At 70.2% G+C, this 12467-nt stretch carries 14 protein-coding genes; 3 read left to right on the top strand and 11 right to left on the bottom strand.

The window, feature by feature from the left end; translation table 11 throughout:
- The first annotated feature begins 482 nt into the window (after positions 1–482).
- Positions 483–1871 (top strand): hypothetical protein, encoded by a 1389-nt coding sequence (locus tag AB0J64_RS55215; RefSeq protein ID WP_364046284.1) that lies wholly within the window; start codon positions 483–485, stop codon positions 1869–1871.
- A gap of 10 nt (positions 1872–1881) precedes the next feature.
- On the opposite strand, the gene AB0J64_RS55210 is transcribed toward AB0J64_RS55215, so the two are convergent.
- Positions 1882–2796, bottom strand: a complete 915-nt coding sequence (locus AB0J64_RS55210; protein ID WP_364046282.1) for an aminoglycoside phosphotransferase family protein — start codon at positions 2794–2796, stop codon at positions 1882–1884.
- 151 nt (positions 2797–2947) lie between these two features.
- Between AB0J64_RS55210 and AB0J64_RS55205 the strand changes: the two genes are divergently transcribed.
- Together AB0J64_RS55205 and AB0J64_RS55200 are read left to right on the top strand one after the other, a co-directional pair.
- On the top strand, positions 2948–3139 hold the full coding sequence (locus tag AB0J64_RS55205; protein ID WP_364046280.1) for a hypothetical protein: 192 nt from the start codon (positions 2948–2950) through the stop codon (positions 3137–3139).
- The gene (locus tag AB0J64_RS55200; RefSeq protein WP_364046278.1) at positions 3136–3438 is read left to right on the top strand and encodes a hypothetical protein; all 303 of its coding nucleotides are present in this window, start codon (positions 3136–3138) and stop codon (positions 3436–3438) included. Before AB0J64_RS55205 ends, AB0J64_RS55200 begins: the two co-directional genes overlap by 4 nt.
- A 210-nt stretch (positions 3439–3648) precedes the next feature.
- Here AB0J64_RS55200 and AB0J64_RS55195 read toward each other — a convergent pair whose 3' ends face one another.
- The 10 genes from AB0J64_RS55195 to AB0J64_RS55150 form a co-directional block, all read right to left on the bottom strand.
- Positions 3649–4551, bottom strand: coding sequence for a DMT family transporter (locus AB0J64_RS55195; protein WP_364046276.1), 903 nt, complete (start codon positions 4549–4551; stop codon positions 3649–3651).
- Positions 4552–4603: 52 nt separating this feature from the next.
- On the bottom strand, positions 4604–5026 hold the full coding sequence (locus AB0J64_RS55190) for a hypothetical protein (protein WP_364046274.1): 423 nt from the start codon (positions 5024–5026) through the stop codon (positions 4604–4606).
- Entirely contained in the window at positions 5023–6363 is a 1341-nt protein-coding gene (locus AB0J64_RS55185) for a hypothetical protein (RefSeq protein WP_364046272.1), read from the bottom strand. Before AB0J64_RS55185 ends, AB0J64_RS55190 begins: the two co-directional genes overlap by 4 nt.
- A 246-nt stretch (positions 6364–6609) precedes the next feature.
- Entirely contained in the window at positions 6610–7194 is a 585-nt protein-coding gene (locus AB0J64_RS55180) for a chorismate pyruvate-lyase family protein (RefSeq protein ID WP_364046270.1), read from the bottom strand.
- 69 nt (positions 7195–7263) lie between these two features.
- Positions 7264–7890, bottom strand: a complete 627-nt coding sequence (locus AB0J64_RS55175) for an isochorismatase family protein (protein WP_364046268.1) — start codon at positions 7888–7890, stop codon at positions 7264–7266.
- A 61-nt stretch (positions 7891–7951) separates the two neighbouring features.
- A complete protein-coding gene (locus AB0J64_RS55170; protein WP_364046266.1) occupies positions 7952–9727 on the bottom strand; it encodes an MFS transporter in 1776 nt (591 codons plus the stop codon).
- A gap of 71 nt (positions 9728–9798) precedes the next feature.
- Complete coding sequence (locus tag AB0J64_RS55165; RefSeq protein WP_364046264.1) at positions 9799–10281, bottom strand: multidrug efflux SMR transporter; 483 nt, start codon at positions 10279–10281, stop codon at positions 9799–9801.
- Positions 10281–11138: a hypothetical protein gene (locus tag AB0J64_RS55160; protein WP_364046262.1), complete on the bottom strand. Its 858-nt coding sequence runs from the start codon at positions 11136–11138 to the stop codon at positions 10281–10283. Before AB0J64_RS55160 ends, AB0J64_RS55165 begins: the two co-directional genes overlap by 1 nt.
- A gap of 64 nt (positions 11139–11202) precedes the next feature.
- Complete coding sequence (hemB, locus tag AB0J64_RS55155; protein WP_364046260.1) at positions 11203–12192, bottom strand: porphobilinogen synthase; 990 nt, start codon at positions 12190–12192, stop codon at positions 11203–11205.
- Positions 12189–12467, bottom strand: a 279-nt coding sequence (locus AB0J64_RS55150) for a hypothetical protein (RefSeq protein WP_364046258.1), incomplete at its 5' end; no start/stop codon positions are given. The genes AB0J64_RS55150 and hemB, both read right to left, overlap by 4 nt.

The following is a 12467-nucleotide window of genomic DNA, read 5'->3' as shown; positions in this document are numbered from 1 at the left end:
GGAACTGCTTCATGGCGGGGCTCACGCTACTGTACGACCAGGGGAGGAGGGCAATCGAAAGCCCGATCCTCCGGGGTGACATGAGGGGGAGTGCACCGACCCAGTGGTGCTGGGCCTCTGCTGGCGCTGCGGGTGGCGGCCCGGTGCGCCGCACAGGGCGTCTCCGCATGAGCATCCGCTCGCGGTGACGTGGGTACCGGCCGCGATCGGCCATCCCCATGAGGCGTAAAGGAGCGCGGTCGTCAGCGGTGTTCGCGCTATTGGCCGCGCCGTGCCTTTCGGCAACCGGCTGTCCATACCCTCTACCTAAGCTCGGAGATCACCGCCACGACAGTGTTCAAAACGGGTTCACTTCGCGCCGGGGGGTTCAAAAGGGGTTCACTTCGTTCAATTTTGTTTTCGGTGCGTCCTTTTGAAGCCCCACTTCGCGCCCTTACGCTCTGTAAAGGAAATGCAGCCGGGGTACGTCGCGGAGGGACGGCATGAACGCGATCGCGAACAGGGCATTGGCCGACCTTATGGCCGAGGCGGGCATGTCCAATAAAAAGCTCGCGGGAAAGCTGCGTGAGCTTGCGTTGTCCCACGGCCTGCCCGGCTCGTACACCCACGTGTATGTCGCCCGGTGGCTGGAGGGCATGCATCCCCGGGGGCAGACGCCGCACCTCATCGCGTCCGTGCTGGGCCGCGAACTTGGGCGGGTTGTCACGCTGGACGACATCGGCATGACCGCCACGGCGGCTGATATTGCTCCCGGGTTCGGGCTGGACTTCGCCCCTGCACCGCAGACGATCTTGCGCACGACCCGGAGGCTCTGGGAAGCGGATCTGGGACGAGAGCCGCTGCTGCGTCTGAACGACGTGCCGGCGAAGACGCTCCTGTCTCCGATGGGACTGTGGCTGATCGCGGTACCGCCCAAACCGCCGCGACGCAGCGGACGTGCCCGGAAAGTCACCGAGGCCGACGTCGAACGGGTGCGGCTGACCACGCACCTGTTCGAGGATCTTGACCATCGCTTCGGAGGCGAGTACCGCCGTCAGACCGCTGTGCAGTACCTCCATGGCGAAGTCAGCGAGCTACTGCATGGCCAGTACGTTGCCGCGGTGGGACGGGAGCTGTTCGCTGCCGCCGCCGTGATGACGTACAAGGTAGGCGCCATGGCTTACGACTCGGGCCTGCACGGGTTGGCGCGCCGCTACTTCATGCAGGGGCTGAACCTGGCGCACGTCGCCGGAGATCGCGCTCTGGCCGGCAAAGTGTGGGCGTTGCTGAGCCACCAGGCTAACTTCCTGGGCGAGTACGGGGACGCGGTCGCGTTCGCCCGTGCGGCCAAGCTCGGCGCACAGAACGCGGCGACGCCGACCGTGCACGCCATGTACTGCGCGATGGAGGCGCGCGCGCTGGCCAGCCTCGGCGACCGGCGCAACGCCGTCGCCGCATTACGGGAAGCCGAACGCTTCCACGGCAAGGGCAGGCCCGAGGCCGAGCCTGACTGGATCGCCTACTTCGACAGGGCCGAACTGTGCGACGAGTTCGGTCACTCGTTCGCGGCCCTCGGCGACAAGGGCGACGCCATCGAGTTCGCCCAGCTGACGTTGCGCGAATCCAGCGACCGCTTCCCCCGTTCCCGGGTGTTCGCGCAACTGACGCTCGCCGGCGCTCACCTGGACGGCAAGCCGCTTGAACGAGACGTGGAACAAGCGTGCCTGGTCGCCGGTACCGCGCTCGAACGCGCCGGCCACATCCGGTCAGCGCGAGTCCGCGCGTACGTCACCCGGTTCAACCGCCGCCTGACGCCGTACGAGAAGAAGGCGGCGGCCGTGGGCAGCTTTCGCGAACAGTGGCACGACCTTCTGCGACGGTGCGCAAGTTGACGTACGCGGGTCATGTTCCCGGCGTCCACGCCCTGGCGGCGCTCCCGTCGCGCAAGGTGGAGATGCGGAGATGAGCCTCAGGTATCAGGCGAGGCTCGCGGCCGGTGCGGCTGGCCAACCATGTCGTCATCCTGAGCTGCCGCACTTTCGCCAGCGCGTCGAAGCCTTCCCACTGTGTGATGTCGGCGCCGTACGCCTCGACGAAGGCGGCGTACTCGGCGGCGGTGTACCAGCCGACGACGTGGTAGTTCGCCACGACGACCAGGTCCCATTCGATGGGGCCGATGGCGAACCGTTCGAGGTCGAGCATGACGGTACGGCTGTCGGCGGCGCGGACAAGATTCTTCCTGTGCGGGTCGCCGTGGATGGCACGCGGCTCGTGGGCGAAGTGCAGGCCGGCGTAGGCGGCCTGCAGCTCCTCAAGGAGGTCCAGCAGGAAGCGCCGGTCGCGTTCATGAAGGCCGGCGGCGTCGTGAATGTGGTCGGCCTGGCGGTAGAACGGGTCGAACACGGGCAGCATGCCGTCGGGCGGGGCAGGAAGGGCGTGCAGGTGCCGCAGCAGCGCGCCGATATCGGCCGGCCGTCCCTGCTGTGGACCGGGGATCTCCTCCCAGAACGTGACCGGCCGGTCGTCCGCCAGCACCGGCTGGTCGCCGACCGCAACTGCTGGCCGGACCGCTGGCAGATCCTGCTCAGCGAGCCACTCGGCAACGCGAAGCTCCCGTTTAACCGTGGCCAGCGCCGGCATTCCCCACGCCACCCTGGCGACGACATGTTCGAGCGGCAGCCTGAAGACGCCGTTGTCGCCGACGGGCCCGATGAGCGTTGCGCCCGACCAGTTCAGCCCTGTCTGCTCGCATGCGAGCTGGAGAGCGTGGAAAGCAGCCGCCGCGGTAAAGGACGCGGCCTGGCCATCGGCAGTCACGCCCGGGGCCGAGAGGTGCTGGAGGTGGTCATCGCGTCCAGGATACGAGCGGGCCCGTCGTCGGCAGAGGAGAGGTCCCCACTAGGTATGGGTCGCCTGCCGAAAACCGACTCGCAGCGGGCGCGGTCGCCCGAACAGATACGTCCCGTGTGTGGTCAACGCCCGTAACGGCCTGCGGCGCCTGCGTGCGGCTGCGGTCCGGGCACAGACCGGTTACCCCGCGCAACCGGCCGCCACCTGGCTGGCCGCCCATCAGGCCGACGCTCCCGACCTCAGCCCCGATCTGGACGACGACCAACTCGGCGAGCTCGGCGAGCCACCGTCGCTCACGATCACCAGGTGACATTGGTAGGCATCGCCGACTACCTGACGGCCGAACGAGGGCGGATGCGTGACGCGGTGCGCGCCGAGGCAATCGTGATGGGCCAGCGAACCAACGCGTTGCTGGAGGAGGCGACCCGCCAGCGCACCGCACGGGCTGCCATGACTGCCCGCATCGCCGGCTGGCAAGACCCCAAGGAAATGAAAGACGGACAGCTGAACGAGGCCGAAGTGGCCCGGCTGGTCGGGATGACCAGGCAGGCCGTCAACAAACTGCTCGCCAAGCTCCAGGCTGAGGCGGACGACACTGACCAGTCCTGAAAGCGCGGTTCATCGCCTCAGCCCCTTTCCGTTGACCCTCTCGCAGCTACACCTGCGGCCGATTCGGACACGATCGCCACGGACTGGTTGGCCCGCCCGTGGCGCGTGAGGCAACGGCATGTGGGGACGAGACGGCGCACCCCCGCGCTGAGCGCGGCCATCACGACGGCGGCCCCGGGCTGCGCTGGATGTCGTCCCTGTCGCGTCCTTTCACCTTCGAGCGGTGTGCGGGGCTGTGGTGCCCACGGAGGGCTGACCCAGTACCACGGCCAGTACCCCAGTGAGGGTGAGCACGGCCCCGAGGATCTGCACGGCATTCACCGTTTCGCCGAGCAGCAGCACGCCGAGCCCGGCGCCGAAGACCGGAATCAATTGGTAGATCACGGCGCTCTCGCCGACCGATACGCAGGCCAAGGCGCTGTTGTAGAGCAGGGTGGGGCCAGCCAACAACAGTCCGCTGGCGATGGCGACGATCCACGCGGCCGGGGCCGGCACGTCCCGTGCAGGATGGAGCGCCTTGAGGGCCAGGGCCAGAGGAGCGCTGATGGCCAGCGCGAGGGCGACTTGGACGGCGGTGGTGGTGATCACGTCGACGGCCTGGCGCATGGCGCGGGCGGTCATCGTCGCGTACGCGGCTGAGCACGCCACTCCGGCCAGGACGAGCATGCTGCCGGTGGACACCGACAAGCTGGTCGGAGTGCCCAGCAGCAGCCACAAGCCGGGAACGCCGGCCAGGAGCCCCGCCCATGCCCTTGGGGCAAGGCGCTCATGCAACACCACGACAGCAAGGACGGCGGTGAGCAGGCCCTCACAGGTCAGCAGCAGCGAGCCATATGCCGCGGTCAGATGCGCCAGCCCCAGCAAGAACAAGCCGACGTTGCCGATCGGCTCTAACAGCGCCCGCATCAGGGTGTGCCGTATCGGCGGGACCGGCCTCGCGCCGCGCCTCCACACGACTACGCCCAGGACAGCCGTTGCGGTGGCCAACTGGACCGCCAGCAGATCGAGCGGGGCGAAGCCGCTGCCGAGAGCGGATTTGCTGGCAGGTGGCAGCAGCGACCATCCCGCGGCGGACAGCAACAGCATGATGCGGCCGCGAAGCACCGAGCTCATAGAGGGCGGATCTGGCCCGGCCCGTCCGGCAGCAACCGGCCTTGCAGGACCGTCATCCCGCTGCCCTCACCGACGGGTAGCGGGAAGTGGCCAGCGTCAGCAAGTCCGTAGGCATGTCGCCCGTGCAGGGAGACGTGATCGGGGTCGCGCACGTACGGATCGGGGCGCGCCGGGTCGTCGGTCGGCGGCGGGAGGGTGGTGGTGTTACAGGTGCCGGAGCCGAGGACGGATCGAGCGAGGCGATGTCGAAGCGGCATCCGACGGCCGTCAGAGTCGCCAGGATGTCGGGGGCCGGGTTGGCTTTGACGGCGTAGTACATCAGCGCGCCCAGGTCAGCGAATGCGCTGGTGAGCGCGTGATGGTTGCGCCGGATCTGCTGCAGGTCGATCGTCAGCAGCGGTGTTTCGATCCCGTCCTGTCCTGGCGCACCACGTAGCGCGTCCGGCAAGGTTGGGCCGGTCATCAGCGGGCTCACTGCGGTCCTTTCGGTGCGTACAGGTTGGCGGCCAGGTCGGCCAGGTCGATGTGCCGCCCGTCGGCGGTGACAGCGCGGCGGCCGGGGTCGTGCGCGTACAAGTTGTGGTGCAGCCGCCCGGAGCGGTCGGCGGTCCAGAGTCTCGGCAGCGGATAGACGCCGATCATGGGGCCGATGGCGACGGGGTCGTCGCCGCAGGCCAGGGCGCGGGCGTAGGTGCGGGCGTAGCGCAGGATCTTGTGCTCGTGCGGGTTGTCCACGATGACCACCAGCGGGGCGGGGCTGCCCGGCTCGTGGTGAGCGGCCTGCAGGGAGGCGGCCGGGTAGCTGAGGTCCGCCAGTTCGCCGGGGCTGGCCGGTCGGACAACGTCGATCAGGCGCGCCCAGAGCGGGCCTTCGGCGGCGACGAGATCGATCAGGCTCGTCAGCGAGGGAACGCGGCCGGCCAAGAGCGTGCGGCGCAGGCAATCGGCCAGGGCCGGCATCGGCGCGCGGACCTCCACCTCCACGGGCCGGCTCCCCGGTGGCCGCGCCTGCTCCAGCCGCTGCTGCAGCAGGCCCGCCACGCGGGTATGCCGCGGGACCACATAGCGGTCGCACCATCGGCCTAGCAGCCTGGCCGACAGGTCTCCGGTGTAGGTGTGCTGCAGGAGGGTGAGCATCGTGGCGGCGCACGGGACGTCGATGATCTGCCGTACCGGCACCTGCGGCGAGATGTCGGCAGCCAGGGCGGAGCTGACGGCCGGCAGCCGCAGCGTGCCCTCCTGTTCCTGGATCGTCAGGGTGTCGTCGACGCGCAGCCCGGTGATGCGCGAGATTCTGCGCCCCTCGCGCGCGTGTGCGATCGGCCACGGCGTCGCGGGCTTGCCCCTGAGCAGAAAGGCGGCGTTCGCGGAGAACAGGCACACGCCGGACAGCAGGACGATCCCCGCCAGGTCGCGAATGTCGGTCTGGGGTGGGCGCCCGCCGACGAAGACGTGGTGCGTGCGCCCTCCGGTTGTGAACGCCGCGTACGGGGTGAGGCCGTCGTGACCGGGCCGCAGATCGCGTTCACACAGCACCTCGCCGGGCACCGCGGCGTCGGGAACGCTGCCCCATAGATACGTCACCAACTGGCGGAGCCGGTCGGTGACGCGCTGGGCGGGCGGTGGCGCGAGGGGTGTTGACGGGTCGCGCGTATCAAGTCGAACCCACTGGTCTGGCGGCCCGGGCCTTGTGTCGAGCTTGGCTGGATCGATGCTGCGTAGTCGGGGAAGGCGCGGCCTGCGGCCTGAGGGGGTGTCGCCGGGTTCGATGAGGTAGAAGTCGCGGGTGCCGGTGCACTCGGGGGAAGACATCTCGCACAGGGGCGTGGCCTCGGTCTTGTCAGCATGCGGGTGGGATGGCGCCTTCCGGCTCCAGGTCGCCTCCGGCCGGCGGCTGGTGGGTGGTGTGCGATCACCGGGCGGATGCGTGCTCTGGCGCGAGGAAGGCGCGAGAGGGGAGGTGATAGTCACGGACGCGGGTCTTTCTGTGAGCGTGTGAACGACGGAACGTGGTGGTGAGGGGCACGCTCGCGGGACAAGCGGTTGGACATGAGAGGTTCATCCGGCGACGGCCACGGGCAGCCGCTCGTCGTGCTCTCCGGGGCCGTAGGTCTGGGAGGCGGGCGCGACGATGTCGGGGTGAAAGACCTCTTCGATGTAGCAGATGGGCCGGCCACCGTTGACGATCAGGTACGAGCGCCAGGCGCTGGGCCGAGTTGTGCTGAATGGGTCGGGCATTCCCCACGACCACCGACGCACGCCCCGCTGCAGGAGCTCGCGGCGTTGCTCGACCTCTGACAGCAGGTAGCCGATCGGGATGTCGGTGCCAAGATCGAGATCGGCCATCAGGGGGTGGCCGATATCGAGAACAACTTTGTTCTCCGAGATCACCGCTCCGGTGTCAGCCACGACCAGCTGAGACCGGCGGACGATCACGATGTCGTCGGCGGCCGGGCGCATCCGGGAGAGGACCGCCGTGGGCAGGGCACCCGCCGCGGGCCGCCGGGCCTGCAGCATCACTTTCGCCTTAAGCGGCTCGTCGAGCAGGGCGGACAGGAAACGCGTGGTGGAGCCGTCAAGGCTACCGAGGACGTCGGCGACCCTTCCGGGATCGCTGCTGAAGGTGAGGGGCGTGGGTGTCATCACATGTCCTTGATCTGTGAGGTGCCGGATGCGGGCCGGCCGCGAACTGGGAGCGGGTGGGCCACGCCGTCAGACGCTGGAGAGGGCCAGGCGCTGCTGACTGAGCGCGGTGATGAGGTGCCGTGTGGTCATGGTGCGGCCGAGCGTGTCGGCGATGTGATCGACTGCCGTCTGGTGATGGTGGCGGTCGCCGTCGGCCACGCCGTCGGCCACGACAAACGGCTGGATGTCGCGCATGCGGGCACCGGCAGCGGTGTGGAGGACCCGGATGTGAGCGAGCACTCCGACGATGATCAGTTGGTCTCTGTCCAGGTCGGCCAACACACGGGCCAGGTGCGTGTCGTGGAAGGCGCTGTAGTGCCGCCCGAGGATCACCTGGTCGCCCGGGCGCGGGGTAAGCGCGGCGGGCACCGCGGTGTCGGCGGGATCGGCGCGCATTTCGGGTTCCCACACCTCCGACCGCAGTCCGAGCTGGTCGCGCCGTTGTCCACCCGGCTGGAGGCTGTACAGCACCGGGATGTGGTGTTCAGCGCATGCCTCGCGCAGCGCGACTGCGTTGGACAGCAGGTCAGCCAGAGGTGCGCTCTCGTGGGGGAAGGGCCGTAAAAAGTAGCGCTGCATGTCGCAGATCAATAGGGCGGCGCGGCGACGGCTGATCGGCTCGCTCCCGATGACGGCGCGGGGACAGTCGGGCATGTCGTAGACGCAAGGGGTGACAGGCGTGAGGAGCGCGGGCGAGGGAGAAGGAGCCGTACGGCTAGCGGACATGATCGTCTCCTGAGAAGGCGGCGGGTGCTACGGCGGCGATTCGCTCGCGGATGGGGCGGTGGGCCCGCGAGACCGTGCCCGCGGCATGCAGGAGCGTCGCTTCCAGCGGATCCAGTTCTGGGTGACATGCGCAGCGGCGGGCGATGCTGCCCGTGGCCACCGGCGACAACGACCCGCCGGACATCAAGGGCGCCAACGATGAGGGAGCGGGCTGCGGCGCTGCGGTAGCGCGGTCCTGCTGGTCCATCCACGCGTCGGCCGCCTGCGCGACCTCGGTCAGCGCCTGGTGCAGCTGTACCAAGACCTCACGCGGCACCACGGTCACGTTGGTCGCTGGCTGCGCACTGTCGGCGGCGGCCGTGGGCGCGGTCTGACGGCGCCTGACCCACGCCCGCCACAGCGGCCGCATCACGGCGGCCACGCCGCACAGCCCAGCTACGGCCAGACAGGCGGCCAAGATCGAGTGGTAGCCGGCCGCGGAGCCGCCCAGAAACGGATGCTCCAGCAGGACCGAGGCGCCGGCGACGCCGAGAGCTCCGCCGCATTGGCGCATGGTCATGCTCGCGGCGCTGGCAGCGGCGACCTGACCGGGCAGCGTTGTCTGGCTGCCGGATGCGGCCGCCACCGCCGACAACACCCCCAGTCCCAGCCCCAGCCCGGCCAGCGACACCAATGCCGGCGACGCGAGCGCCTCAGCATGCCCCCGTAAGGCCCAGGCCAGCACCGCACCGAACGCGATGACCATGACAGCGCCGATGTAGGCGAGCGTCGAAGGCCCCCACCGTCGGCTGGCGGCCCCCGTCAGGGGCCCGCCCAGCAGCACCGCCGCCGAGATCGGCGCCAGCACAATACAGGAGCGCCAGCCGCCCAACCCCGCCGCCGAGAGGTAGCTCGGGCCGAAGACGACGATTGGGGTGGACAACAGGCCGTACAGCGCCGACATGAACCAGCCCCAGCGCACGCCGCCGTACCGCCACAGCTGCACCGGCATGGCCGGATGCGGATGGGCCTGGCCACGCAGCAGCGCACCGCCGAGCCCGACCACCGCCACCACGGCGACCGCCAGGATCCGGCGAGAGGTCCACCCCCACGCGGCACCCTGGCAGATGATCAGCACCACGGCGCCGACGCCGAGAGCCAGCAGCGCCGCGCCGGGCACGTCCGGCCGTCCGCCGGTGCCGTGGCGATCTCGCGGCAGCATCGGCAACAGGCACACCACCACGGCCGCCAGCGCCAAGCCCGGCATGAACAACGCTCGCCAGCCCCAGGTCGAGGCCAGCACTCCCCCGCCGCTCTGGAGCAGCACCGCGCCCAGCCCGCCGGCCCCCGTCCACCAGCCGATCCCCACCCGGCGGCGCCCAGCCGGCAGGTGCGTCAACAGCAAGCCCAGCGAGGCCGGGATCATCAGCGCGGCACCGCCTGCCTGCGCTGCCCGCCCGGCCAGCATCAGCAGCCAGCCGGGCGCGGCCAGCAGGGCGGCCGTCGAGCCCGCGAAGATCGCCAACCCGCAGCCCAGCACAAAACGGTGGCCGAGCCGGTCGGCCAGCTGGCCGCCGACACCCAAAAACGCCGCGAACGGAACCAAGAACGCCGTGGCCAGCCACGGCCAGCTCGCCAAGCCGAGGGTGTGCGCCAGCGCGTCACGCACCACGACCGAGTCGACCGGCGGCGGCTTGGCCAGGACGGCAATGGCTACTGTCGCGCCGACCATGTCGGCCATCGTCACGAGCATCGCCGCCGAGGCCAGTGCGACCAGCAGCACCATCCGAGCGCCGCTCGGTGGCGGCGCGGGTGCTGTTGCACGATGTGCCGGTGCCACAGACCCGGCCTCGACGATCACCGCAATGCTCCCGTTCTTCTCTGACCTGCGGCGGCAGGCGCCAACGCGGGCAGCTCGGCCAGCGCGTGCCCGAGGTCGCGCAGCGAACCGACCAAGGTCTGCGCCTGCGTGGAAGCGGCCGAAGCGGGCGTCGGCCGCACGACCGCCGTGACGGTACGGTCCGCCAGCGGCAACAGCACGACACCTGCGATGATCAGCGCGAGGGCGAGCGACTTGATCGCGCTGAGGTGCTCGCCGAACAGCACGGCGCCCAGGACGGCGATCGCCGCGGTGCCCGCGCCCGACCACAGCGCGTACGCCAAGCTGATGTCCAGTCCCAGCCGCAGCGCCCAGGCCAGCAGCAGGTAGGAGCCCAGTACGCCGCCGAGCGCTGCCGCGGTGTACAGCGGCCCCGAGCTGCCGGAGCTCGTGGCCAGCTTCAGAACGCTACTGGCCGCTACCTCCACCACGATCGCCGCGATCAACGGCAGCCAGGCCATCACAGGATCCCCGGAGCGGCCGGGCCCGCAGCCCGGGGTGGCTGGTCAGGGAGAAGGGTGTTGCGGAGCCGCTCGATCGCCGCCCCGCGCGCCGACTCACCGCGCAGGCCCTGCTCGGTCAGCCCCCGCCACATCGCCTCGATGGCCAGCCCGGCGACCTGAACGTGCCAGGCGCAGGCCGTCCGGAGCCGCTCTTCCAGCATCACCGAGGCGCGCAGCTGCCGCTGCATCGTGTGGTGCCGGGAGATGCGCGGCAGCCCGTCCAACTCGGCCAGCCGGACCGGCCACCGCAGATGCTCGCGCTGCAGGCGGTCGAGCACGGAGGCGATGGCCTCCTCCCGGACACAGTGCGGAAACTGCTCCTGGTGCTGTTCGGCGTACGCAACCGCGACTCCGATGGTCCCGGCCACCTGCTGCAGCGAGCCCAGCGCCAGCTGCAGGACCCGGAGCCGGTGCTCAAGTTGGGCGGCACTCCAGCCCAGCACCAGGAGCCGCGCCTCATCGACCGTGACGTGCCACCCCACCAGGCTCAGCTCCCGCAGCAGCTTGTGGCAGACCACCCACCGCCGTCGCTCGCCGAGATCGTCGCCCAGATCGACTCGCACGCCGCCGCGCTTCAGGACGGCGACCTGAGGGCGGGCCGTGTCGGCCAGGCGCTGGCAGATGCGCGTGACGGCGGCGACCATCTGCTCTCCCCCGCCGACCATGTCGGCGACGACGGAGCAGGGCTCAAAGTCATCGGCTGGCCGCAGCGGCGTCAGCTGATCAAAGCTCAGCAGGTGTTCAGCGGGGACGGCCGCCGCACCCTCGGAGCGGCCGTCATCCGGATCGGCGGGAAAAGGAAGGAAATAGGTCATCTGAAGCATCCGTCCGTGGGAATCGCCAGGGAACAGGCGGGCGTCTGCCGAAGGCGTGTGGACATCAGGCACCGGCCTGACGAGCGACCTCGGTGGCCCAGTAGGTGATGACGAACTCTGCCCCGGCGCGGCGGATCGCCAGCAGGGTCTCGTGGATCGCCTTGCCGCGATCGATCCAGCCATGCGCCGCAGCCGCTTCGATCAGCGCGTACTCGCCGGAGGTCTGGTAGGCCGCGACGGGCACATCGACCTGGTCGCGGACCGCCCGGACGATATCGAGGTAGGGCAAGGCGGGTTTGACCATGACGGCATCCGCGCCCTGCGCCACATCAAGGCTCACCTCGCGCAGCGCCTCACTCGCCGAGCCCGCCGGAGACTGTTGGTAGGAGGCGCGGTCGCCGACCAAGGAAGACGCGGTGGCGATGCGGAACGGGCCGTAGAAGGCTGAGGCGTACTTGGCGGCGTAGGCGAGGATCGGCGTGTGAAGGTAGCCGGCCTCGTCGAGGGCGGCACGAATCGCGGCGACCTGGCCGTCCATCATGCCGCTGGGGGCCACCACGTGCGCGCCCGCTTGCGCTTGAGCGACGGCGACCTGGGCGTAGGCCTCAAGGGTGGCGTCGTTGTCCACGTCGCCGTCGTCGCCGAGGATGCCGACGTGGCCATGGTCGGTGCACTCGTCGAGATTGACGTCTCCGAACACCACCACGTCCTGGCCCACCTCGGCGACCACGTCGGCGAGCGCCAGCTGGGTGATCCCGTCGGCCGCCCACGCCTGGCTGCCGTGGGCGTCCTTGCGGCCAGGGGCGGGGACTCCGAAGAGCATCAGACCGCCGATTCCAGCGTGGGCCGCCGCCGCGGCGGCTTTGCGCAGGCTCTCGCGGGTGTGCACGACCACGCCGGGCATCGCGGTGATCGGCTGCGGCTCCTCCAGCGCCTCCCCGACGAACAGGGGCTGGACCAGGTTGCCGGCCGGGATGTGGGTGGCGGTCATCAGGCGGCGCAGCGCCGCGGTGCGGCGCAACCGGCGCGGCCGGTACACCAGCGGCCCGCTCATCGGCCCGCTCCGGTGCCGGCTGGGTGGCCCAGCGCCCGCTCGACGTGCTCGACCAGGGCGGGCGGCGGCCGCCGATACCAGTACCCGGCGCCCGGGCGGGCGGTGATGCGCAGGGCGCGCAACCGGACCAGGTGCTCGGCCTGTGCGACGGCCAGCCCGCCGGGGTCGATCACGGGAAGCCCGGCCAGTTCGCGGATGCCGAGATGCACGAGGATCTCGTTGGGAACGCCCTCGGCTGGGACCAGCCACTGCGCGCCGGCGGCGGCCGCCCGGCC

This window comes from Nonomuraea sp. NPDC049695 (assembly GCF_040674955.1).
In the GTDB taxonomy this organism is placed as follows: Bacteria; Actinomycetota; Actinomycetes; order Streptosporangiales; family Streptosporangiaceae; genus Nonomuraea; species Nonomuraea helvata.
This window is presented reverse-complemented; position numbering and strand designations above follow the sequence as displayed.

What these genes read in the sequence shown, in the direction of transcription:
- AB0J64_RS55170 (WP_364046266.1), bottom strand. Translation starts at nt 9,727, where the DNA reads ATGGTGCTGCTGGTCGCACTGGCCTCGGCGGCGATGCTCGTGACGATG.
- AB0J64_RS55165 (WP_364046264.1), bottom strand. Translation starts at nt 10,281, where the DNA reads ATGGCCTGGCTGCCGTTGATCGCGGCGATCGTGGTGGAGGTAGCGGCC.
- AB0J64_RS55175 (WP_364046268.1), bottom strand. Translation starts at nt 7,890, where the DNA reads ATGCCCGACTGTCCCCGCGCCGTCATCGGGAGCGAGCCGATCAGCCGT.
- AB0J64_RS55195 (WP_364046276.1), bottom strand. Translation starts at nt 4,551, where the DNA reads ATGAGCTCGGTGCTTCGCGGCCGCATCATGCTGTTGCTGTCCGCCGCG.
- hemB (WP_364046260.1), bottom strand. Translation starts at nt 12,192, where the DNA reads ATGAGCGGGCCGCTGGTGTACCGGCCGCGCCGGTTGCGCCGCACCGCG.
- AB0J64_RS55160 (WP_364046262.1), bottom strand. Translation starts at nt 11,138, where the DNA reads ATGACCTATTTCCTTCCTTTTCCCGCCGATCCGGATGACGGCCGCTCC.
- AB0J64_RS55215 (WP_364046284.1), top strand. Translation starts at nt 483, where the DNA reads ATGAACGCGATCGCGAACAGGGCATTGGCCGACCTTATGGCCGAGGCG.
- AB0J64_RS55180 (WP_364046270.1), bottom strand. Translation starts at nt 7,194, where the DNA reads ATGACACCCACGCCCCTCACCTTCAGCAGCGATCCCGGAAGGGTCGCC.
- AB0J64_RS55185 (WP_364046272.1), bottom strand. Translation starts at nt 6,363, where the DNA reads ATGTCTTCCCCCGAGTGCACCGGCACCCGCGACTTCTACCTCATCGAA.